The 20,282-nt window shown below is 57.2% G+C and carries 19 protein-coding genes; 14 read left to right on the forward strand and 5 right to left on the reverse strand.

What is annotated here, in order from left to right; genetic code table 11:
- Positions 1–5 precede the first annotated feature (5 nt).
- The gene (locus tag M4NBBH2_RS06330; protein WP_116270161.1) at positions 6–737 is read right to left on the reverse strand and encodes an amino acid ABC transporter permease; all 732 of its coding nucleotides are present in this window, start codon (positions 735–737) and stop codon (positions 6–8) included.
- 133 nt (positions 738–870) lie between these two features.
- Positions 871–1,755 carry a transporter substrate-binding domain-containing protein gene (locus M4NBBH2_RS06335; protein WP_022443017.1) on the reverse strand — a complete coding sequence of 295 codons (885 nt, stop codon included), beginning with the start codon at positions 1,753–1,755 and terminating at the stop codon, positions 871–873.
- Positions 1,756–2,137: 382 nt separating this feature from the next.
- Between M4NBBH2_RS06335 and M4NBBH2_RS06340 the strand changes: the two genes are divergently transcribed.
- On the forward strand, positions 2,138–3,430 hold the full coding sequence (locus tag M4NBBH2_RS06340) for an exonuclease SbcCD subunit D C-terminal domain-containing protein (RefSeq protein WP_170135111.1): 1,293 nt from the start codon (positions 2,138–2,140) through the stop codon (positions 3,428–3,430).
- Positions 3,427–6,906, forward strand: coding sequence for an SbcC/MukB-like Walker B domain-containing protein (locus M4NBBH2_RS06345; RefSeq protein WP_116270163.1), 3,480 nt, complete (start codon positions 3,427–3,429; stop codon positions 6,904–6,906). Before M4NBBH2_RS06340 ends, M4NBBH2_RS06345 begins: the two co-directional genes overlap by 4 nt.
- A gap of 63 nt (positions 6,907–6,969) precedes the next feature.
- On the opposite strand, the gene M4NBBH2_RS06350 is transcribed toward M4NBBH2_RS06345, so the two are convergent.
- Positions 6,970–7,515 carry a hypothetical protein gene (locus tag M4NBBH2_RS06350; RefSeq protein WP_116270164.1) on the reverse strand — a complete coding sequence of 182 codons (546 nt, stop codon included), beginning with the start codon at positions 7,513–7,515 and terminating at the stop codon, positions 6,970–6,972.
- 151 nt (positions 7,516–7,666) lie between these two features.
- Entirely contained in the window at positions 7,667–8,524 is an 858-nt protein-coding gene (gene ppsR, locus M4NBBH2_RS06355) for a posphoenolpyruvate synthetase regulatory kinase/phosphorylase PpsR (RefSeq protein WP_116270165.1), read from the reverse strand.
- Positions 8,525–8,636: 112 nt separating this feature from the next.
- On the opposite strand from ppsR, the gene ppsA reads away from it, so the two are divergent.
- The 6 genes from ppsA (at position 8,637) to M4NBBH2_RS06385 (ending at position 14,195) form a co-directional block, all read left to right on the forward strand.
- Positions 8,637–11,003: a phosphoenolpyruvate synthase gene (gene ppsA / locus M4NBBH2_RS06360; protein ID WP_116270166.1), complete on the forward strand. Its 2,367-nt coding sequence runs from the start codon at positions 8,637–8,639 to the stop codon at positions 11,001–11,003.
- A 115-nt stretch (positions 11,004–11,118) separates the two neighbouring features.
- Positions 11,119–11,544, forward strand: a complete 426-nt coding sequence (locus M4NBBH2_RS06365; protein ID WP_116270167.1) for an NfeD family protein — start codon at positions 11,119–11,121, stop codon at positions 11,542–11,544.
- Positions 11,545–11,595: 51 nt separating this feature from the next.
- Positions 11,596–12,552 (forward strand): SPFH domain-containing protein, encoded by a 957-nt coding sequence (locus tag M4NBBH2_RS06370; RefSeq protein WP_116270168.1) that lies wholly within the window; start codon positions 11,596–11,598, stop codon positions 12,550–12,552.
- 90 nt (positions 12,553–12,642) lie between these two features.
- Entirely contained in the window at positions 12,643–13,206 is a 564-nt protein-coding gene (locus tag M4NBBH2_RS06375) for a hypothetical protein (protein ID WP_116270169.1), read from the forward strand.
- A 152-nt stretch (positions 13,207–13,358) separates the two neighbouring features.
- On the forward strand, positions 13,359–13,595 hold the full coding sequence (locus tag M4NBBH2_RS06380; protein WP_116270170.1) for a hypothetical protein: 237 nt from the start codon (positions 13,359–13,361) through the stop codon (positions 13,593–13,595).
- A gap of 84 nt (positions 13,596–13,679) precedes the next feature.
- Positions 13,680–14,195 carry a hypothetical protein gene (locus tag M4NBBH2_RS06385; RefSeq protein WP_116270171.1) on the forward strand — a complete coding sequence of 172 codons (516 nt, stop codon included), beginning with the start codon at positions 13,680–13,682 and terminating at the stop codon, positions 14,193–14,195.
- Between the two features lie 58 nt (positions 14,196–14,253).
- Here the strand turns inward: M4NBBH2_RS06385 and M4NBBH2_RS06390 are convergent, their stop codons facing one another.
- The gene (locus M4NBBH2_RS06390) at positions 14,254–14,871 is read right to left on the reverse strand and encodes a response regulator transcription factor (RefSeq protein ID WP_306307590.1); all 618 of its coding nucleotides are present in this window, start codon (positions 14,869–14,871) and stop codon (positions 14,254–14,256) included.
- A 472-nt stretch (positions 14,872–15,343) separates the two neighbouring features.
- Between M4NBBH2_RS06390 and M4NBBH2_RS06395 the strand changes: the two genes are divergently transcribed.
- The 6 genes from M4NBBH2_RS06395 to M4NBBH2_RS06420 all read left to right on the forward strand — a co-directional run bounded on the left by M4NBBH2_RS06395 (position 15,344) and on the right by M4NBBH2_RS06420 (position 20,247).
- Positions 15,344–15,775 (forward strand): hypothetical protein, encoded by a 432-nt coding sequence (locus M4NBBH2_RS06395; protein WP_116270173.1) that lies wholly within the window; start codon positions 15,344–15,346, stop codon positions 15,773–15,775.
- 356 nt (positions 15,776–16,131) lie between these two features.
- On the forward strand, positions 16,132–16,353 hold the full coding sequence (locus M4NBBH2_RS06400) for a FeoA family protein (protein ID WP_022443248.1): 222 nt from the start codon (positions 16,132–16,134) through the stop codon (positions 16,351–16,353).
- Positions 16,354–16,368: 15 nt separating this feature from the next.
- On the forward strand, positions 16,369–16,596 hold the full coding sequence (locus M4NBBH2_RS06405; protein ID WP_049686459.1) for a FeoA family protein: 228 nt from the start codon (positions 16,369–16,371) through the stop codon (positions 16,594–16,596).
- A 16-nt stretch (positions 16,597–16,612) separates the two neighbouring features.
- A complete protein-coding gene (gene feoB / locus M4NBBH2_RS06410) occupies positions 16,613–18,961 on the forward strand; it encodes a Fe(2+) transporter permease subunit FeoB (RefSeq protein WP_116270174.1) in 2,349 nt (782 codons plus the stop codon).
- A gap of 83 nt (positions 18,962–19,044) precedes the next feature.
- The gene (locus M4NBBH2_RS06415) at positions 19,045–19,290 is read left to right on the forward strand and encodes a FeoC-like transcriptional regulator (protein ID WP_116270175.1); all 246 of its coding nucleotides are present in this window, start codon (positions 19,045–19,047) and stop codon (positions 19,288–19,290) included.
- Positions 19,291–19,413: 123 nt separating this feature from the next.
- Complete coding sequence (locus M4NBBH2_RS06420) at positions 19,414–20,247, forward strand: deoxyribonuclease IV (protein WP_116270176.1); 834 nt, start codon at positions 19,414–19,416, stop codon at positions 20,245–20,247.
- Positions 20,248–20,282: the final 35 nt, after the last annotated feature.

Consider the following 20,282-nt stretch of genomic DNA (forward strand, 5'->3'; position numbering starts at 1 on the left):
GCTCCTTATCTGCGGATGAGGCCGGGGATGGCGACCGCTTTTTCAAGCGTGGTCATCGAGCGGTTGATCACGAGAGAAATGATGATGTAGACCACTGTTGCGAAGCAGAACGCGACGAAGAACTGGAAGGTCATCTCACCCATTTCGTGCGACCGCAGCGTGAGGTCGGCAAGACCGATCGTGAGTGAGGTCGCGGTGTTCTTCATGAGGTTCATGGCTTCGGAGTTCAGCGGCGGAAGCGTGATACGGAACGCGAGCGGCAGAAGCACATAGCGGTAAGCCTGCGGGGTCGAAAGCCCCAGCGCGTAGGCAGCGAAAAGCTGGCCGCGCGGAATCGTTTTGATGCCGGACTTCACATTCTCAGCCACACGGACAGAGGTGAAAAGACCGAGGCCGATCCAGGCGCAGAAGAATTCGCCGTAAAGAGGATCCGTGCTGATCATCCACGCCTTCAGCGGCGGGATGAATTCCGGCACCACAAAGAACCAGAGAAACAGCTGCACGAGGAGAGGGACGTTACGGAAGAGTTCGACCCAGGCTTCGCCGATAAAGTTAAGAGCGCGGTTCGGAACCGTGCGGATGATGCCCACAAGCGTTCCGACCACGAGGGCGAGCAGCCCGGCGGAAAAGGTGAGGGCGAGGGTGATTCCGGCGCCCCCCAGCATGTACTGCCACCAGGGAGTGTCCGAAAGGTCGCTGATCGCAAAAAGCGTCGACCAATCCATTTCAAATCCCATATCGTCATTCCCCAAATTAAATAAGGTGTTTGGTGTTGCCTGCCCGCTGATGTTTCTGAAAAATACGGAAAGCGAGGATCCTCAGCAGGGCGGGAGGATCCTCACTTTTTCAAAGAACTGCTGTCAGAACCGATCAGATGCCGTTCGAGTTCGGATGAGCGAAGGCAGCCTTCGTCGGAGCATTCATCGGGAAGTTCAGGTTGACGTTATGCGGAGCAATCGGCTTCGTGAACCAGGTGTCATAAAGCTTCTTCATCTGACCGGACTTGATCATGCCGGTAACCGTGGCGTCAACCAGGGCCTTGAACTGCGGATCCTTGCGGAGCATCGGGGCGTAGGGCTCTTCCGAGATGGTCTCGTTCAGGAGCGTGTATGCAGCAGGGGTCTGGGAGTTCGCGATCTGGCCGGCAAGCAGAATATCGTCCATCACGTTAGCAACGACGCGGTTCTGGGCGAGCAGCTGGAAGGCTTCGGCGTGATCCTTCGCGGGAACCACACGGGTATTGATGCCTTTCTTGCGGAGATCCTTCAGCAGCGTGACAGAGGTCGTGCCGGCGGTGGTCGAAACGTTCTTGTTATTCAGATCCTTGAAGGACTTGATGCCGGAATTCTTCTTCACGGCAGCAGTAACGCCCACAGCAAAGTACGTGGTGCCGAAGTCGACGAGCTTCTGGCGCTCCTTCGAATTCGTGGTGGAGCCGCACTCAACGTCATAGGTGCCGTTCAGGAGCAGCGGAATGCGGTTGCCGGAGGTAATCGGCTGCCACTTGATCGTCAGCTTGCGGCCGACCTTCTTTTCAACAGCGGCGGCGATGTTCTTGCAGATTTCGTTGCCGTAGCCGATCGACTTGCCCTTGGCGTCGAGGTAGGAGAACGGAACGGACGCGTCGCGGTAGCCGATCGTGAAGATGCCGGTATCCTTCGCCTTCTTCAGGGTGCCGTCGAGCGCAGGGGCAGCGAAGGCGGAGCAGGCGATTGAGGCGCCGAGGACGGCGAGCAGAACATGAGAAACTTTCATTTAAGACTCCCTCTTGATTAAGTCTGATTGGCTTTTTAGCCGAAGCCCCTTTTTCCGGTGGCCTTTGCTTTCTATTACGCAAACGGCGTGCCAGTTTTTTTATTTCGGGGTATTTTCCGCGCAACTGAATGAAAATACGGATGAAATTAAAAACGCTTAGGTTGTTCTACTTATCGCTATTTTACAGTTAATTCTACAGGAAAAATATTGTTTGCACCATAACAGTGCAAAATTGCACCAAATTGACGCAAGCGTGTGCTCCGGAATGGTGAATACGGGGCGGGGTACCCGCTGCGGTTTCGTGTTAGTCTCATCGTCGATTTCAAACAATTCAAGCGGTCGGCAAGCTGCTCCGCTCCCCCTTGGAGCAGGACCGCGACATATGGACAGTACGGAAGTGGTTCGGATTCTTCATACATCAGACTGGCACCTCGGCAAGGAAGTCATCCGCGAAAGCACGATCGATATGGATCGCAAGATGCTGGAGTGGATTCTCAGTCTCTGCCGGGAGCGTTCAGTCGACTGCCTTCTAATATCAGGCGACGTTTTTGATGTCGCGATGCCATCCAACGAGGCGCAGCGTCTCTATTACAGTTTCCTTTCGAGACTGCTTGAGGCTGGCTGCCGCCGTGTGGTGGTGACGCCGGGGAATCACGATTCCGCCAACTTCCTTCGCGCGCCGGCTGCCATGCTCTCTCAGCTTGGCATTGTGGTGCCCGGACCTGACCCCGAGAGCGAAGCCGTTGTGATCCGGGATGACTCCGGAGTCCCGCTGCTCGGGATCGGTGCCGTTCCGTTCCTTCGGGAGAGCGAAGTGCGGCTGAGTCTCGAAGGCATGACAGACGGTGAACGCTGGGCGCTTTATGAAAAGGGAGTCCGGGCGCACTATGCCCGCGTCCGCGAGGCGCTTGACGCGCGGCTCGCCGGGGCGGCGGTGCCCCGTGTCGCTATGGGACACTTCTTCGCGCTCGGAACCTCCATTACGCCGGATCCGGAAACCGGTGAGGTCCCACAGACAGTCGGCACGCTCGGCGCGATTTCGCCGGATGTGGTGGGGGATGGCTGGGACTATGTGGCGCTTGGCCACATCCATCGGGCGCAGACTGTCGGACGGGAAAACATCCGTTACAGCGGCTCGCCGCAGCCGCTTTCCTTCCGTGAGGTGAAGAACGAGAACCAGGTCGTGCTCGTGACACTGGAAGAAGGAAAGGCTCCTGATATCGAACCGGTATATGTTCCGCGATTCCAGCCGATGGAGCGCCTTGAAGGCGATGTGGACGGAATCTGCGCCGCTATGGAACGCGTGGCGCGCGAAGAGCCCGGAGCCTGGATTGAGGCGAACTATACGGGGGTGACTGAGCAGCCCGATCTGACGGAGAAGCTCCAGGAACTTGCTCTCGCCCGGGGACTTAAGCTCCTCGCGGTCCGCAATCAGGCCGCTTTCCGCTATGCGCTCTCGAAAACCGCGTTGTCGCAGTCTCTGGAAGAGATGGAACCTGAGGATGTTTTCCGTCAGCTGCTCACGGAGTGCCATAAGGAAGAGGCGGCCAGAAAGCGTCTCATGGAAACCTTCGAAGAGGCGCTTGCCATTGTTCGCGTGAATGAAGCCGGGAAAGACAGGGATGAGGACTCCTCTCCGTCTGATGTGAAGAACGGACCGGAGACTGCAGAATGAAGATTCAGACGATTGCTTTTGAGAATATCAATTCACTGGCCGGGAGGTGGAAGATCGACTTCACGGTGCCGGCCTATCAGGATGGAATATTCCTGATCACCGGACGAACCGGCGCAGGGAAGACCTCCATTTTTGACGCTGTGACGCTCGCGCTCTACGGCAAAACCGCGCGTCAGAAGAGTGACCGGTCTACCGCTGAGCAGAAGAAAACGGATGACTGCCCCTATATGACGAAGGGCACCCGGGTCTGCTGGGCTGAGGCTGTGTTTGAATCCCGCGGCCGGCTATGGAAATCAAGCTATCGCGTGACGCGTTCATCCAAGAAAGGCACGCTCCAGAAAACAGGAGAGCTCGCCGAACTGGTGAATGGTGTGTGGGTGCCGCGCACGGATAAGCTTGAAGAGTGGCGGGAAAAGACCGCGGAAGCGATCGGTCTCCGGTTTCAGGAGTTCCTCCGCTGCGTGCTTCTTGCCCAGGGGAGCTTCGCTGAGTTCCTTCGGGCGAAGGGCGATGACCGGGCAGTGATTCTTGAGGGAATCACAGGAACCGAAATTTATAAAGACATTTCCCGCCAGGTGCATGCGGAAAAGCGTGCCCGCGAAAAAGCGCTTGAGGAAGCCGAGGCTCAGGTGCAGGGGATCCGGCTTCTCAGCGCTGAGGACCTGAAGGCTCTGCGTGTGCGTCTCGCCGGGTTTGAGGAACGTGAGGAGGCCGCTGAAAAGGAAGCCGCGAGGCTGGATGAAGCGCTCAGCTGGCTTCATAAGAAGGCCGATCTTACGCATGAGCACGAGGAGTCGAAGAAGTCTCTGGAAGATGCCCGTGAGGCCGACAAGCGCTTTGCGGAAAACCGTCAGAGACTTGATCTTGCCCGAAAGGCGCGGGAGTTTGAGCCTCAGCTCGCGGCGATCAAGAGAAATGACGACGCCCTCAGCGAAACGCTGCAGAAACTGAAGGGGTATCAGGAGAGCGCGAAGGCGAAGACGCTGCTTCTCGAAGAGCTGAGCGCCCGGGCGACCGAGGCGGAACAGCGGGTTTCCGAAGCCCGTGCCGCTTCTGAGCAGCTTGAAGCTGTAGCGCCTCGTGTTCAGGCGCTGGATGAAGAGCGTGCTGTCCTGAAGGAGAAGCGCGACGCGGCTTCTGCCGCTGTTCAGAAGGCACTCGGCATCAAAACCGGACGTGAGGAAGAGCTCTCAAAGCTCGCCTCCGACCTGAAGCGGTCTGAGGCGGATGCTGAGGCAGCGGCGCTTCGCGTGGAAAAAACCGCGAAGGATGATGTGCTGCTCGAAAGCTTCTCCGGAATGCGCGAGCAGTCCCGCCAGGTGCGTCTCGCGGACGAGCGCCTTGAGGCCGCTCAGTCTGAACTCACCCGGGCTTCCGCAGCGCTCGCGTCCGCAACAAACGCGGTGCGTGAGGCTGACAGACAGGCGGAAAAAGGTCGCGCACAGCTGCAGACGCTCCGCGAAAAAGCTGCTCAGGCGAAACTTCTATCGGATGCAGCCCGAGGGGGGCTCACTCAGTCCGGGCAGATTGCTGCGCTGATTTCTCTTGATGAGCAGATTGCTCTCACGAAGCTTCTTGATGCGGCGCAGAAAGAGATTGAACGCGTTTCGGTGCTTCAGGATAAAGCGGCAGCCGAGCTTACCGAGGCGGAGCGGGTCAGCCGCAAGAGCGATCAGAGAGCGATACAGGCAAAGCGCTCAGGTATCGAAATGGCGGTGAACTTTGCCCGAATCGCCGGTGAGAAAGCGGAGAAACTCCGCGCCCTGAAGCATGACCGTATTCCTTATCTCTCGGGGCTCCGGGTAACGCGCGAAACCAACCTAAAGCGGCTTGGCGCGGCGGACCCTAACCTCCTGAAGGAATTCCTTGCGGATCGGGTGGCACTCCAGAGACGCCTTACGGAAGCCCGTGAAGCGATTCAGAACTGGTCGCGAAAGACCGAAAACACGGCGAAGAGCGCTCAGGAAGCGGCAGCTGCGGCTGAAGAGGCGGCGGAAGCTTATGCGGGGTTCCAGGCGCAGCTCGCGGCCGCGAGGAGTCAGGAAGCCGCGGCTAAAGGCCGTACGGAGGCTGCCGAAAAGACAGTCGCTGATGAAAAGGAAACGAGCGCTTCTGTGAGAAACGCCTGGCTCGAACTCGTCCGCCCGTTTGGTTTCGGCGAAGGGTCGCTCTCGGTTGAAGAAACCATGAACCGCCTCTCCGAGCGGAGAAAGGCACGTTCCTCTGCCCTTAAGGATCGCGATGAGGCTGAAAAGGCTGCCGTAACGCAGCGGGCGCTGATCGCAAAGGCAGAAGAAGAGCGGGTGAAGGCGGCAGAAGCCGCGGACGCTGCCGGCATCGCGCTGAAGTCAGCTTCTGAGGCCTTTGAAGCGAAAACCGGGGAGCGTCATGAACTCTTCGGTACGGCTGTGGTGTTTGAGGAGCGCCGGTCGATCCGGGCGCAGCTTGACAAAGCAACGGCCGCGAAGACCGCGGTTCAGCAGAAGATCGAAGAGGCGAGTGAGCAGAAGCATAAAGCCGAGGCCTGGATTGAGCAGTGCGAAAAACAGGCTGAGGAAGAACGCCAGAATTCGAAGACACTGGAAACGAATCTGGATATCTCGATTCACGGCTCCTTCAAGACGCGGGAAGAATTCCTCCGCGCCCGCCGTGAACCCGATGTGATCGCTGAGTGGGAGAAGGAGTCGCTCGAGGTCCAGAGCGCTCTCAGAGCGGCGGAATCCCGCGTGAAACACGCTGAGAAGGCTCTTCAGGATCATCTGATGAAGAGTGTCACGGCGGAAGCCCAGGAGGCGGTCCAGGCGAAGCGTGAGGCGGTCCAGGCGCAGCTTCTTGAAGCTGTCAGAGGCGCAACGCAGGCCGAAACCGAACTGAAGGCTGATGAGGAAAGCCGCAGGCAGTCGGACAACGCCCGCCGTGTCGCGGCGGCCGCTCGGGCGGAATTTGACCGCTGGAATGAGCTGAACGATCTGATCGGAAGTGAAGACGGGGCGAAGTTTGTCCGTTTCGCGCAGGCGCTGACATTCAGACGGCTGCTTCATTTCGCAAATGAGGAACTGGGGCAGCTCTCGCGCCGCTACGTGCTGGAACCGGCAGCGGGTGATCCGCTTGACTTCCAGGTGGTTGATAACTCGCTTAACTGCCTCAGCCGTTCAGCGACCAACCTCTCCGGCGGTGAGTCGTTCCTTGTGAGCCTCGCCCTCGCGCTCGGCCTCTCCCGAATGAGCAGCGGGGGATCCCGCCAGTCGCTTCAGGTCGATACGGTGTTTCTTGATGAAGGCTTTGGAACGCTGGACCTTGAGATGCTGGAGCGGGCGCTTTTTGCCCTTTCCGAACTCCGGAACCAGGGGAAACTTGTCGGTGTGATTTCCCATATCGAAGAGGTGGGGCAGAAGATTCCCGTCCGGATTGAAGTGAAGTCCGGTTCCGCGGGCGGCCTGAATCAGATCGAAGGTCCGGGCGTTACCCGGGGCTGAAGAGGAAACTCAAGAAACAGAAAAAGCTTTCAGGTGTCAGGCCTGAAAGCTTTTTTCTGCTCCCTAGCGGCGGTGAGGCGGGGGAGGCGGAGGCGGCGGCGGACGGAATCTCGGTCCGGGTCCCATATACATCGGTCCCCAGCCCCAACCCCAGCCGCCCCAGCCCATGTCCATCATGAGCTGCTCGTTCTCGAGCTGGGCCGCGCGCTCAGCTTCGCGCCTTGCCCGCTCCTGGGCGTTTTTCAGCGCGACCCGAAGGTCTGTTTCCAGCCCCGGCGCGTCCTTTGGCCGGCTGAAAGAGAAACGGAATACCTGATTCTTTCCCGATGTCATCGAACACATATCGAGAGGCGATGCGGTTGAGACCTTGGCTCCGGACTCCCAGATAAAGTCGTAGCCGTATGGCAGACGGTAGCAGCCAGGCGATGTGGCGTAACGCGCCAGCGAGTCAGGATCAACGGAAACGCTGAAGGGCGTTGTGCCGAGAACGGAACCATTGCCGGAAGTCCGGACGACAGCGCCTTCGGGATCGGAGGCAAACTGCAGGGTCGCGGACGAACATCCGCTCAGAATCAGAGCGGCGAGTATCGCAGCAGGCAGAGTCTTCATTCGCGGGCACTCCTGAAGAATGGTTGACCGGAACTGCAGCAGGGTGTTTTGCACCGTCCGCTGCAGAAAAAAAGCCGCAGTCGCAGTGACTGCGGCTCTTCTCCTAATCTATCGCAAAAAAGGTTCTGCGGCGAGAAGGAGATGGGAATCCTCAGCCGATCCGCTCATGCTTCTCGAGATGCAGCGTGGCGAAGATCGTTGCGGCGATTTCTTCGATCGACTTCGTGGTGGAGGAGAGGTAGGAAATGCCTTCACGGTCCATCATCGCTTCGCAGGAAGAAATCTCATAGCGGCAGTTCTCGATCGACGCGTAGCGGGAGTTCGGGCGGCGCTCATTCCGGATTTCATGCAGACGTTCGGGGGAAATCGTGAGGCCGAAAAGCTTGTCATGCACCTTGGCGAGCGCCTCTGGCAGCGTTCCGCGGTCAAAGTCCTCAGGAATGAGCGGATAATTCGCGACCTTGATGCCGAACTGCATAGCCAGAAAAAGGGATGTGGGCGTTTTGCCGGAACGGGAAACACCGACGAGGATCACCTCGGCCTCATCAAGACCGAAGTCTGTCTGGCCGTCATCATGTGTCAGCGTGTAGTCGATGGCCGCGATGCGGCGGTCATAGTTTTCCTCATTCCGGATCCGGTGCGTCATGCCGACCTGATGCGAACTCTTCATGCCGAGTTCTTCTTCCAGCGGGTTCACGAAGCTGCGGAAAAGCTCCGAAACAAACCCTGTGCATTCATCACAGAACGCGTTGCTGATTGATTTCCTTGAGAAAGTTGAAAAGACAAGCGGGCGCATTCCGGTCTTTTCCTGAACGAGATTGATTCTGTCCGCCGTCGCTACGGCCTTCTCGACTGTGTCGACAAACGGAATGCGGCGCTGTTCATAGTTCAGGTTCGGGAACTGAGTGAGCACAGCCTGAGCCAGTGTTTCGGCCGTAATTGCGGTGCCATCAGAAACGATGAAAACCGGACGCGGAATGGTGCTGGAAGGAGGATTGAGGTCAGCCATAGTAAAACACCTTAGGTGGAGATTGGCGGAGTCTTCCCCCGCATTCGCTCGAATTGTTTAGAATGCGGTCAATTCTAAACATTCCCCACATCGGGGGTAGAGAGGAAATGGCATGCAGGGCAAGTACGTTATTCCGTTTAGCGAACTCAGATATACCGATGTTAACCGGGTGGGCGGCAAGAACGCCTCTCTTGGTGAACTGCTCTCCCAGCTGACGAGTGCGGGAATCCGTGTTCCTAACGGATTCGCAACGACTGCTGATGCTTTCAGGCTCTTTCTGAAGGAAAGCAACCTGAATGAGCGTATTAACAAGAGACTTGAAAGTCTCGACGTTGAAGATGTGAACGAGCTCGCAAAGGCGGGCGCCGAGATCCGTCAGTGGGTCGAGGAAGCCCCGTTCCCGGCTGAACTCGAAAAAGAGATCCGTGAGTATTACGACTGGCTGCGCGACGGCGCCGAGATTTCGGTGGCTGTCCGCTCTTCGGCGACTGCCGAAGATCTTCCGGACGCTTCGTTCGCCGGTCAGCAGGAAACCTACCTCAATGTGAACGGAATCGATCAGGTTCTCGCCCGCATGAAGGAAGTGTTCGCTTCGCTCTACAACGACCGCGCTATTTCCTATCGCGTTCTGAAGGGCTTCGATCACGCTGAAGTGGCGCTTTCCGCCGGCGTTCAGCGTATGTGCCGCTCCGATAAGGGCGCTGCCGGCGTGATGTTCACGCTCGACACGGAATCCGGTTTTGACCAGGTGGTCTTCATCACCGCTTCCTACGGTCTCGGCGAAACCGTGGTGCAGGGCGCTGTGAACCCGGACGAGTACTACGTTCATAAGCCCATCCTCGAACAGGGCAAGTTCCCGATCATCCGTAAGCAGCTGGGTTCCAAGCTGATCAAGATGGAGTTCAACACCGAACCTGGTGCCAAGGAATCCGTCCGCACGGTTGATACGACTGAAGAAGAACGCCACCAGTTCGCTCTGACTGACGAGAACGTGATTGAACTCGCTCAGTTCGGCCGCCTGATTGAAAAGCACTACGGCTGCCCGATGGATATCGAGTGGGGCAAGGACGGCATCGACGGCAAGATCTACATTCTGCAGGCCCGTCCGGAAACGGTTAAGAGCCGCCAGAACAAGGCTGACGTCCAGGAAAAGTTCACGATCAACAGCAAGGGCGCCAAGACCCTCGTGACCGGCCGTGCCATTGGTCAGAAGGTTGGCGCGGGTCCCGTCCGCATCGTTCTGTCCGCGAAGGAAATGGATCGCGTGCAGCCGGGTGACGTGCTCGTGACCGATATGACGGACCCCAACTGGGAACCCGTGATGCGCCGTGCCTCCGCCATCGTGACGAACCGCGGCGGCCGTACCTGCCACGCGGCTATTATTGCCCGTGAGCTCGGTATTCCGGCTGTGGTTGGCTGCGGCAACGCGACCGAACTCCTCGCTGAGAATCAGGAAGTGACGGTGTCCTGCGCCGAAGGCGATACGGGCCACGTCTACGAGGGCAAGCTTGACTTCAACATGGAAGAAGTGAAGCAGGGCGCTCTCCCCGAGATCCCCGTGAAGATCATGATGAACGTCGGCAATCCGCAGCTCGCTTTCGAGTTCCAGAAGATCCCGGCGAAGGGTGTTGGTCTTGCCCGTCTCGAGTTCATCATCAATAACAACATCGGTGTGCATCCGAAGGCCTGCCTTGAGTACCCGAACGTTCCGGGCGAGCTCCGTGACGCTGTCGAGCGTCTCTCTGCCGGCTACGCGAATCCGCGCGAGTTCTACATCAGCAAGATTGCTGAAGGCGTTGCGACCATTGCCGCTGCGTTCTATCCCCGCAAGGTGATCGTCCGCATGTCCGACTTCAAGAGCAACGAATACCGCAAGCTGATCGGCGGCAAGCTCTTCGAGCCGGTTGAAGAGAACCCGATGCTTGGCTTCCGCGGTGCTTCCCGCTACATCTCGAATTCGTTCGCCGAGTGCTTCGAGCTCGAATGCCTCGCTATGAAGCGCGTCCGTGATGAAATGGGCCTCACCAACGTTGAGCTGATGATCCCGTTCTGCCGTACGATCGATGAAGCGAAGAAGACTGTTGCGATCATGGCTTCCCATGGTCTGAAGCAGGGTGAGAATGGCCTGAAGATCAACATGATGTGCGAGATTCCGAGCAACGCGCTCCTCGCGGATCAGTTCCTCGACATTTTCGATGGCTTCTCGATTGGTTCCAACGATCTGACGCAGCTCACGCTGGGTCTCGACCGTGACTCCGGTCTGGTGGCTGCCTCGTTCGATGAACGCAACGAGGCCGTCAAGGCGCTCCTCTCGATGGCGATCGCCGCCTGCCGCCGCCGCGGCAAGTACTGCGGTATCTGCGGTCAGGGCCCCTCCGATCACGAGGATCTCGCCCGCTGGCTGATGGATCAGGGTATCGAATCGATGTCCCTCAATCCGGATACCGTTGTGAGCACCTGGCGTCGTCTCGCGAAGTAACCGCGCTTAACATCCATCCACTGCCGCTATAACCCGGTAGACTATGGATAAGAGGCTGCAGCAGCTGAAAAGCCGCTGCAGCTTTTTTTATAGGCAGTGCAGGGAGGTGCGGACGATGCCGGTTTGGATTTGGTTTGTTGCGGCTGGGGTGCTCGGAGTGGCAGAACTCCTGACGGGCACCTTCTACATGCTGATTCTGGCGGTGGCGGCCTGTTTTGGGGCCGCAGCGTCTCTCCTTGGCTTCGGGGCCACGATCCAGGTCGTCGTGGCCGCTGTCGCCGCATCGCTTGGCTGCGGGTACCTCTGGCGGCGTCATAAGGCCGGGCGGCTTGCTGAGAAGCCTGGTGACAACTCCTTCGATATCGGGCAGCCGGTCGAGGTGAAAGCCTGGGCTGAAGACCGCACGGCACGTGTACAGTACCGGGGGGCGGAATGGCTTGCGGAGGCAGTGCCAGGAGCGGAACTGGTGCCGGGACGCTGGGTGATTGAGCGGACAGAGGGGCCGCGGCTTGTCATTGCACCGTCACGCAAAAACGGGTAAGTTTTACGGGAACAGCTTTTCTGCGGGCTTCTTAGAGAGGTGGGCGAGATTATGACTTCAGGCTTTATTTTTGCGTTGGTGCTCGCCGCGATTGTCGCGGTGGTGGCCTATAAAGGGATCTGCGTCGTGCCGCAGCAGACCGCATGGGTCGTGGAGCGTCTGGGACGGTTTCACGCTGTGCTGAATCCAGGGCTGAACCTCGTGATCCCGTTTATTGACCGGATCGCCTATCGTCACTCCCTTAAGGAAGTGCCGCTTGATACACCGCAGCAGATCTGCATCACGAAGGACAACACGCAGCTCTCCGTGGACGGCGTTCTTTTCTTCCAGGTTACGGATCCCCAGCGGGCGTCGTATGGCACAAGCAACTACGTGATCGCTATCACGCAGCTCGCTCAGACCACGCTCCGCTCTGTGATTGGCCGCATGGAGCTTGACCGGACCTTTGAAGAGCGCGATACGATCAACCACTCCGTGGTTTCGGCTATCGATGAGGCCGCTCTTAACTGGGGCGTGAAGGTGCTCCGCTACGAAATCAAGGATCTCACGCCGCCGAACGTGATTCTGCAGGCCATGCAGCGCCAGATCACGGCAGAGCGTGAGAAGCGCGCCGTCGTGGCCACCTCTGAAGGCAAAAAGCAGGAAGCGATCAACCTCGCTGAAGGTGCCCGCGCTGCCGCTGTGGCGCGGTCTGAAGGCGAAAAGCAGTCGAAGATCAACATCGCAGAAGGTCAGGCTGCGGCTACAGTCGCGATCGCGAAGGCTACTGCTGAGGCCCTGCGCCAGGTGGCGTCCGCAACCGAGGAACCGGGCGGTATGACCGCCGTCAATCTGCAGGTTGCCCAGCGCTATGTGGATGCTTTCGCGAAGATTGCTGAGCAGAGCAACACGCTTGTTGTGCCCGCCAACATGGGAGATCTCGCCAGTCTGATCACCTCTTCCATGGCGATTGTGAAGGGCGGAAGCGCAAAACCTAACGCGGCAGGTGTAAAAAATCCGGTGCCGTAGTAGAATTTCGAATTACTTAGGCGCTTAGCCTGTCCGATGGCAATGTATGTCAGACAGCAAAGTGTCCTTTTGATTGAGGTTTAAGAAGAGATGCCAGATCAGGCAGCAGCAGGAAATTCTGAAGTTACGAATCAGCCGAACGATGAAGCGAAGCAGAAGCATTCGCTTTCACTCGGGAACGCTGAAGACGTCTATCAGATCTGCTTTGCGTTTATTGAAAACGTGAGTGAAATCTTCGTTCGCGCGTCGACCGGGGAAATCACAAGCGAGCAGGCTGAGCAGCGCATGGAAAACGTGAATGAATGGCTCACAGAGGCGCTTCTCGGCGGCATCGATGGGGTGGAGGCGAAAGAAGGCTGGACCGGCGCGCCTCTCGCCCGCAGTCTGATCGCGGACCTCTCCGGGGATATATCGAAACTCCCGCGTCAGGCCCAGGAAATGCTCTCTTCAACCGACGGCGTCATCATGTTTGCGGCGATCCGCTTCATGCATGAGGTCCAGGAAATGGTGAGTGAAATCAACCACGTCCCGGAGACTGACGCGGACAAGGCAATTGAGAAACAGGGACGGCTTCTTCATGACCTTTGCGTCAAGTGGACGGACCGCTTTGTAGGGAAGGGGAAGCCCGACATCATCCTCCCCGGATCCCTTTAACTTTAGTTGATGTGTAGCAAGGAGATAGGAATGGCTGGAAACAAAGCTGACGAAAGGCAAAGACTGAGGCCCCGAAGACTGCCGCCAAGGCAGCCCCGGCTCAGAAGTTTGTCCATATTCTTACGCTGGGCCATGGTGCTGCAACCCGCAATGTGCAGCTGATTACTGACTCCCCCAAGGCTCCGAAGGTCTTTGAGGAATTCATCACGGGCTTCCGTTCCGGTCGTACCGACCTGATCTGGACCCCGACGCCGAAGGATCCCGTTTTCGCCATCCGTATGAGCGCGATCGACTTCTATGAGTATCGTGTTCAGAAGGCCGTGGCGGCTCAGCCTGCGGTTCAGGCTCCGGTTGAGGAGGCTGCTGAAAAGGCCCCTGCCAAGAAGTAATCCAGGGTTCGGTAAGTTCCCCTGTAAAAGCCGCTTCAGGTATGCTGGAGCGGCTTTTCGATTATCTGGAGTGTGTCAGGAGAGATGGAAGAAGAACTAAAACGTATCGGGCGCCAGGCCCGCCGCCGTCCCATCCGGCCGGTCAGGCTGCGGGGAAATTTCCCATCGCAGGTGGAGAGGCTGCCGGAGCTGACATCGCCCGCTGTGCTGGAAGAAATCTTTTCCGAGGCGTTCAGAAAAACAGCGGCGAGAGCCGAGGCTCTGAGAGCCGGAGCTCTGACGGAAGACGATATCAGGGCTGCGGATTCGCGGCTCGTGAACTGGCTCGAGGATACCCTCTCAGGCGGGAATCCGGCCTTTGGAACCACAGAGAACTGGAATCCGGAGAGGCTGGAGGCGTATCTCTGGAAGAATTTCAGCGGGCAGCTCGGTCTTGGGCCGCGGCCTGAAGCGAGCGCGATCCGGGCGGCGTCCGAACTCTTTGTACGGAGTCTCTGGCGGGAGATCCAGGCGTGCGGCGGTGTGGTGCCTCCTGAGAAGGCCTCGGATCTGATTTCGGGGTGGGCCGCGCTTTTCTCAGGCGCCCCGGTCAGCCGATAAAAAACGGCACCCGGAGGAGTGAGCCCCGGATGCCATTTCTTTCTGCGGTCCTCAAGAATTACAGAGGATCGCCGCAGCGCATAAGAAGCCGCGCGATTTCAGCGGCGTTATGAATCTCAAGCTTCCGGTAGGCCGAACCGCGGTGAACCTGAACGGTCTTTTCGGAAATGCCGAGTCCCTCAGCCACAGCCTTATTGGATGCGCCCTGGGCCACCATGCGGATCACTTCGCGTTCGCGCTGCGTGAGGGACTCAAGTTTCGTCTTGAAGCTTGAAATCTCGGCGTCAGCGCGGCGGGCGTTCAGATTCTTCAGCACCGCGTTGCTGATTGCGTCCAGCAGCTTCCGGTCATCCACCGGCTTCTGCAGGAAATCCACCGCGCCGCTCTTCAGGCCGCGGACCGCCATATCAATGTCGCCGTGTCCTGAAATAAAGATGATGGGGAGATCAACGCCCTTGTCCTTCAGGGCATTCTGAAGCTCAAGACCGCTCATTCGGGGCATTCTCACATCGAGCAGGAGGCAGCCCGGGCGGGAGAAATCGTTCGCAGCGAGAAATGCGAGCGCATTGGAGTATGTCACGACTTCCCAGCCTTCCCCTTCGATCAGGAAGGCCCAGGAACGCCGCATGGCGTAATCGTCATCGATCACGCGGATCAAAGGCTTGAGATTGTCCAATTTTGTCTCTTTATCGGAAGGAGACGTTATCTCGGGACCGTCTCCCATTTTCTTCTCATCTCCTGGGCCCGTTTCCGAGCGGGTACCCTGAGCATACTTTGTGAAATATTTTAGTCGCCATCAGGCATTCTGATTAAGGATTTAACCGCTTTTTTCTGAAACGGCTGTGGTGTCATCCGTGCCATTGCGCCTAAGAGCTACTCCTAAAGGGGGTTGAAAAAATCGAAAAATGCGTGAATAATGTTTTACGTAAAACAAATAAACCAAGTTATATACAAGAAAGGTAGATTTTTAGTACAGCTTTTCCGTATGGCTGTCAGATGCCTGAATCTTAAGACATTTCACGATGTAACAGAGGTGTCTTTTGGAAATAATCAATGGCATTTAAGCGGCTAATAAGAGAGCCTGACTAATAATACTTTCAACAGAGTACCAGCCGGGGCAGTAACCCGGCAATGAGGAGTCACAAGACATGCTGATGCGCGATATCAATTTGCTGCTGCCTTCCGCGATCCGTACGATGAGAAGCTCGCTCCGCGACGTTTCCCGTCAGCAGATTCCGTTCACGGTGGACGGCCTTATCCGTCAGGGACTCCCGGAAAAGTTTGCCTCCCAGGTGCGTGAGGCGGCGAAAGAGCTGGGCGGTGAGCGCCTGGTGGTGGCCCGCTTTATTGAAGAGCTCTTCGCGATGAATCACGAAACCTTTGAGGCTCATGAGTCCCTGATGAAGTGGATCAATTCCCATGATGCCGGGAAGGGTGAGGAAATCAAGGCTCGGGTCCGCGGGATCCTGAATGCCTGGTATGAAGATGAATTCGGGCCGGGCTATCTTGAATCCGTGATGCCCGATGATGAAGAGACGGTGCAGGACAAGGCCCGTATCTTCGTGAATCATCTTTTCTGAAAAAGAAGTCTGGCGAAGGGGTTCCTCCGCCTTACTGAAAAAGCAGCTCCGTTGGGAGCTGCTTTTTTTATGTCTGAATGATCCGACAGAGAAGATAAAACCGATTCCTGTTCTCGATGATTTTGGGATTTTCAAGCATTTGAATGAGTATGCGTCTCACAAATTTCTATTCGTATTTTTAAATAAAATAAATTAAAACATACACATATGAGAATTATTTCTCATAGTTCTTTCTACTAAATGATAATAATTATCAGAAGTGATAAACTTCGCATGAAATTCTGCGGCGATAGACCGCAGTTTGCCTAAAAACTGACCTCCCGGTTTCCGGGAGGAATGCCACCAAGGGGTTCGAAATGATCAAGCCGTTGACGGAGCTCGGGATCGGGAATCCCGGGATTGTGACCGCAATCCGCGGTTCCGTAAAAGAAGTGAGTTCACTGAAGGATCTGGGACTGCATCTGGGTTCTCAGGTGAAAGTGCTTCATGGGAAGGAAGGCGATTCAATCATGGTTGCTGTGGGAGATGCCCGCATCGGCATCAACTATCAGATGGCAAAGAAAATTCTTGTTCATTGACTAGAGAGACTTTTCATGATTCTGAATGAATTGAAGGTTGGGGACCGCGGCAAGATCGCGAAGTTCCTCGGGGGACAGCCCGATTACCGGCGTCATCTTCTGATGCTGGGTGCGACGCCTGGCGCCACCTTCGAAGTGGTGCGCGTTGCTCCGATGGGGGATCCGATTGAGATCCGCGTCCGCGGTTCGATGGTTTCTGTCCGCAAGGGTGAAGCGGAAATCGTCGAAGTTGAAAAGCTCTAATCCGGGAGAACCACTCGTGTCCAAACATATTGTCTGCATCGTCGGCAACCCTAACTGCGGCAAGACGACTCTTTTCAACGCCATTACCGGTTCCAAGCAGGAAGTCGGCAACTGGCCTGGCGTTACGGTTGAGAAGAAGATCGGCCATTACAGCCACGATGGCCACGATATTTCGCTCGTCGATCTGCCGGGTATCTATTCCGTTACGCCCTCCAACGCGACGGGCGAGGATGAACGCGTCGCTCGCGACTATCTCCTGTCCGGAGAGGCTGAGGCGGTGATCAATATCGTTGACGCCGGCAACCTCGAACGCAACCTCTATCTCTCTACCCAGCTGCTTGAAATGCGGGTGCCGATGATCATGGTCGTGAACATGATGGATATCGCGCGACAGCATAAGCTCGAGATCAATCTCGATCGTCTTTCGGAACGCTTCGGCTGCCCGGTGATCGGCATGGTGGCGAGCAAGGAAAAGGGTCTGAAGCAGCTTGAGGACGCCGTGAACCGCATGGTGGACAGCCAGACGATTCCGGCTAACGCCGTGCAGTATCCGTCTGACATCACTGCCGCGATCGACGCGATCGCGAAGCGGCTTGAGGCGACCGGCGCGAAGCACGCCCGCTGGACGGCCACGCAGGTGCTCGAAAACGCGGAACTCGCTTCTGAACTGCCCTCTGATGTCGCGCACGATCTGCCGGAACTGAAGCGTCCGGTTGAGCACTATGGCGAAGACCTGGATATCGCTATTGCCGATACCCGCTATCAGCTCGTCGGCACGATCTGCGAAGAGGTGCTGCACCACAAGGGTGACGTGGGCTCTACCATCACCGATAAGATCGACAAGATTGTTCTGAACCGCTGGCTCGGCATCCCGATCTTCCTTCTCGTGATGTACCTGATGTTCGTTTTCACGATTAACGTCGGCAGCGCATTTATCGACTTCTTCGATATTCTCGTGGGCGGTGTGCTGGTTGACGGTTTCGGTCAGCTTCTTACCAGCATTGGTGCACCGGGCTGGCTGAAGACGATTCTCGCGGACGGTGTCGGCGGCGGTATTCAGACGGTTTCCACCTTCATTCCGGTGGTCTTCTGCCTGTTCCTCTTCCTCTCCTTCCTTGAGGACTCGGGTTACATGGCCCGCGCCGCTTTCGTGATGGACCGCTTTATGCGCTCCATCGGTCTGCCGGGCCGTGCGTTCATTCCGCTTATCGTGGGCTTTGGCTGCGGCGTCCCCGCCATCATGTCCACCCGTACGATGAACCGTGAGTCTGACCGCATCATGACCGTCATGATGGTGCCCTTCATGTCCTGCGGCGCCCGTCTTCCGGTCTATGTGCTGTTTGGCGCGGCGTTCTTCGCTGGAAGCGGCTCGCTCCTCATCTTCAGCCTTTATCTGATCGGTATCTGCGTCGCCATTCTGACGGGTTTCCTTCTGAAGAAGAATGCCTTCCCGGGCAATAACGCCTCCTTCATCATGGAGATTCCGCCGTATCACATCCCGACGCTTCGCGGTATCTGGAACCACACGGCAGAACGTGTCGGCGCCTTTATCGGCCGCGCCGGCAAGGTGATTACTGCTGTGGTCGTGGTTCTGACGTTCCTGAACTCCTGGGGCACGGACGGAACTTTCGGTCACCAGGACAGCGAGGACAGCGTTCTCTCCGCTATCGGTAAGACGATCGTTCCGGCCTTTGAGCCGATGGGCATTACGCCTGCAAACTGGCCTGCTTCTGTCGGCGTCTTCACGGGCGTTCTGGCGAAGGAGTCCGTGATCGGTACGCTTAATTCGCTCTACGCTGCGGCTGCTGACCGCGAAAACGCGGCGGCCGGCGCGGAAGCGAAGCCTGAGGAACCGGAAGAAGCCTGGAGCTTTACCGCTACGCTGCAGGAAGCCCTGAGCACGACTGGGGATAATCTGCTGGGTCTCGCGGGGCAGCTTGAGAATCCGCTTCTCCAGGGCACTCATATCGGTGATCTCTCGAACACGGAAGAAGCCGTTGAAGAAGCTGAAGGCACAATGACGACCGTCACGATGATGCAGAAGCTCTTTGGCTCGACCACCGCGGCTTTTGCGTACCTCCTGATGGTGCTGCTCTACATGCCCTGCTGCGCCGCTATCGGCACGATCTGGCGTGAAGTGGGTACCCGCTGGACGCTCTTCGCCTGCGCCTGGACCACCGGTATCGGCTACTGCTCCGCTACGGTCTTCTATCAGATCGCCACGTTTGCCCAGCATCCGGCTTATTCGCTCAGCTGCATCGTGGGAAGCGCCGCGTTTGTCGCTGTGATGATCCTCTGGATGCGCGCGAGCCGTAACAATGCGATCAAGAACGGCCCCCGTGTGATCCCGATCAAGGCGGCCTGATCAGGCAGATAAGAATCCCGCTTCCGGCCCCGTCAAAGGGGGCCGGAAGCGGCTCACTCCCGAAAGGGAAAGGAATTTTGAGCATGGCAAGTCTTATTGAACTGCGTGACTACGTGAAGTCAAAAGGAAGCATCAGCCTGATTGAGATGGCAAATGAATTCCGCACGCCGAAAGAACTCCTCGAACCGATGATGGAGCGCCTCGTGCAGAAGGGGCAGATTGAAACCTGGGTTCCGAAGGTGATGCATTCGCCGTGCTGCAGTGACGGGAAGTCCTGCGGATGCGGCGGTGAGGAAAAGCCTGTCCGGTACTACCGCTGGGTTGAATGAGCGGGATCAGGGGTTTCGAATCAAAGTGCCTGTAAGGGGGGTGAGAGACGAGGGTCTTTCACCTCCCTTTTTCTTGCTAACCTCTCCTCTAACAGTTATCTATTGAAGAAAGAGGAAATTGAAATGCTGAATATCGGCTGCCACCTGTCGTCGAGCAAGGGCTATCTCGCGATGGGAAAAGAAGCAGTGAAGATCGGTGCATCGACCTTTCAGTTCTTTACGAGAAACCCGCGAGGCGGTTCCGCGAAGCCGCAGGATCCGGAAGATGTGAAGGCGTATCTCGCGTTCGCCTCGGAACACGGTCTTACGCCGGGCCTGGCGCACGCTCCCTACACGCTGAACCCCTGTTCTGCGGATCCCTCGATCCGGCAGTTTGCCCGCGAGACTATGGCGGATGATCTGGTGCGGCTTTCCGCGCTTCCTGGTTTCCAGTACAACTTCCACCCGGGTTCCCACGTGAAGCAGGGCGTGGAAGAGGGTGTCCGGCTGATCGTTGAAATGCTGGATGCGGTGCTGACTCCGGATATCAAGACTACGGTGCTTCTCGAAACGATGGCGGGCAAGGGGAGTGAGGTTGGCCGCTGCTTTGAGGAGCTCCGGATGATCATGGATCGCGCGAAGCTCGGCGATCGGCTGGGCGTCTGTCTCGACACGTGCCACATCTGGGACGGCGGCTACGATATTGTCGGAAACCTTGACGGAGTGCTGGAAGAGTTTGACCGTACGGTGGGTCTTAACCGACTGAAGGCGATTCACCTGAATGACAGCAAGAATCCGCGTTCAAGCCATAAGGACCGGCATGAAAAAATCGGCGAAGGAGAGATTGGATTGGACGCTCTGGTCAGTGTGATCAACCACCCGGCGCTGAAGCATCTGCCCTTTTATCTCGAGACCCCGAATGAACTTCCGGGCTACGCGCATGAAATTAAGCTCCTGAGAGAGCATTATGTAGAGTAAGAAGCTGCGGCATGAGCAGGCGGAACCCCGGGTTC

The sequence above is a fragment of the Mesosutterella multiformis genome (assembly GCF_003402575.1).
GTDB classification, from domain to species: domain Bacteria; phylum Pseudomonadota; class Gammaproteobacteria; order Burkholderiales; family Burkholderiaceae_F; genus Mesosutterella; species Mesosutterella multiformis.

Coding starts and splice junctions, on each gene's coding strand:
- M4NBBH2_RS06350 (WP_116270164.1), bottom strand. CDS start 7,515: ATGAAGACTCTGCCTGCTGCGATACTCGCCGCTCTGATTCTGAGCGGA.
- M4NBBH2_RS06345 (WP_116270163.1), top strand. CDS start 3,427: ATGAAGATTCAGACGATTGCTTTTGAGAATATCAATTCACTGGCCGGG.
- M4NBBH2_RS06400 (WP_022443248.1), top strand. CDS start 16,132: ATGATCAAGCCGTTGACGGAGCTCGGGATCGGGAATCCCGGGATTGTG.
- M4NBBH2_RS06415 (WP_116270175.1), top strand. CDS start 19,045: ATGGCAAGTCTTATTGAACTGCGTGACTACGTGAAGTCAAAAGGAAGC.
- M4NBBH2_RS06330 (WP_116270161.1), bottom strand. CDS start 737: ATGGGATTTGAAATGGATTGGTCGACGCTTTTTGCGATCAGCGACCTT.
- M4NBBH2_RS06375 (WP_116270169.1), top strand. CDS start 12,643: ATGCCAGATCAGGCAGCAGCAGGAAATTCTGAAGTTACGAATCAGCCG.
- M4NBBH2_RS06370 (WP_116270168.1), top strand. CDS start 11,596: ATGACTTCAGGCTTTATTTTTGCGTTGGTGCTCGCCGCGATTGTCGCG.
- ppsA (WP_116270166.1), top strand. CDS start 8,637: ATGCAGGGCAAGTACGTTATTCCGTTTAGCGAACTCAGATATACCGAT.
- M4NBBH2_RS06395 (WP_116270173.1), top strand. CDS start 15,344: ATGCTGATGCGCGATATCAATTTGCTGCTGCCTTCCGCGATCCGTACG.
- M4NBBH2_RS06385 (WP_116270171.1), top strand. CDS start 13,680: ATGGAAGAAGAACTAAAACGTATCGGGCGCCAGGCCCGCCGCCGTCCC.
- M4NBBH2_RS06420 (WP_116270176.1), top strand. CDS start 19,414: ATGCTGAATATCGGCTGCCACCTGTCGTCGAGCAAGGGCTATCTCGCG.
- ppsR (WP_116270165.1), bottom strand. CDS start 8,524: ATGGCTGACCTCAATCCTCCTTCCAGCACCATTCCGCGTCCGGTTTTC.
- M4NBBH2_RS06340 (WP_170135111.1), top strand. CDS start 2,138: ATGGACAGTACGGAAGTGGTTCGGATTCTTCATACATCAGACTGGCAC.
- M4NBBH2_RS06365 (WP_116270167.1), top strand. CDS start 11,119: ATGCCGGTTTGGATTTGGTTTGTTGCGGCTGGGGTGCTCGGAGTGGCA.
- M4NBBH2_RS06335 (WP_022443017.1), bottom strand. CDS start 1,755: ATGAAAGTTTCTCATGTTCTGCTCGCCGTCCTCGGCGCCTCAATCGCC.
- M4NBBH2_RS06405 (WP_049686459.1), top strand. CDS start 16,369: ATGATTCTGAATGAATTGAAGGTTGGGGACCGCGGCAAGATCGCGAAG.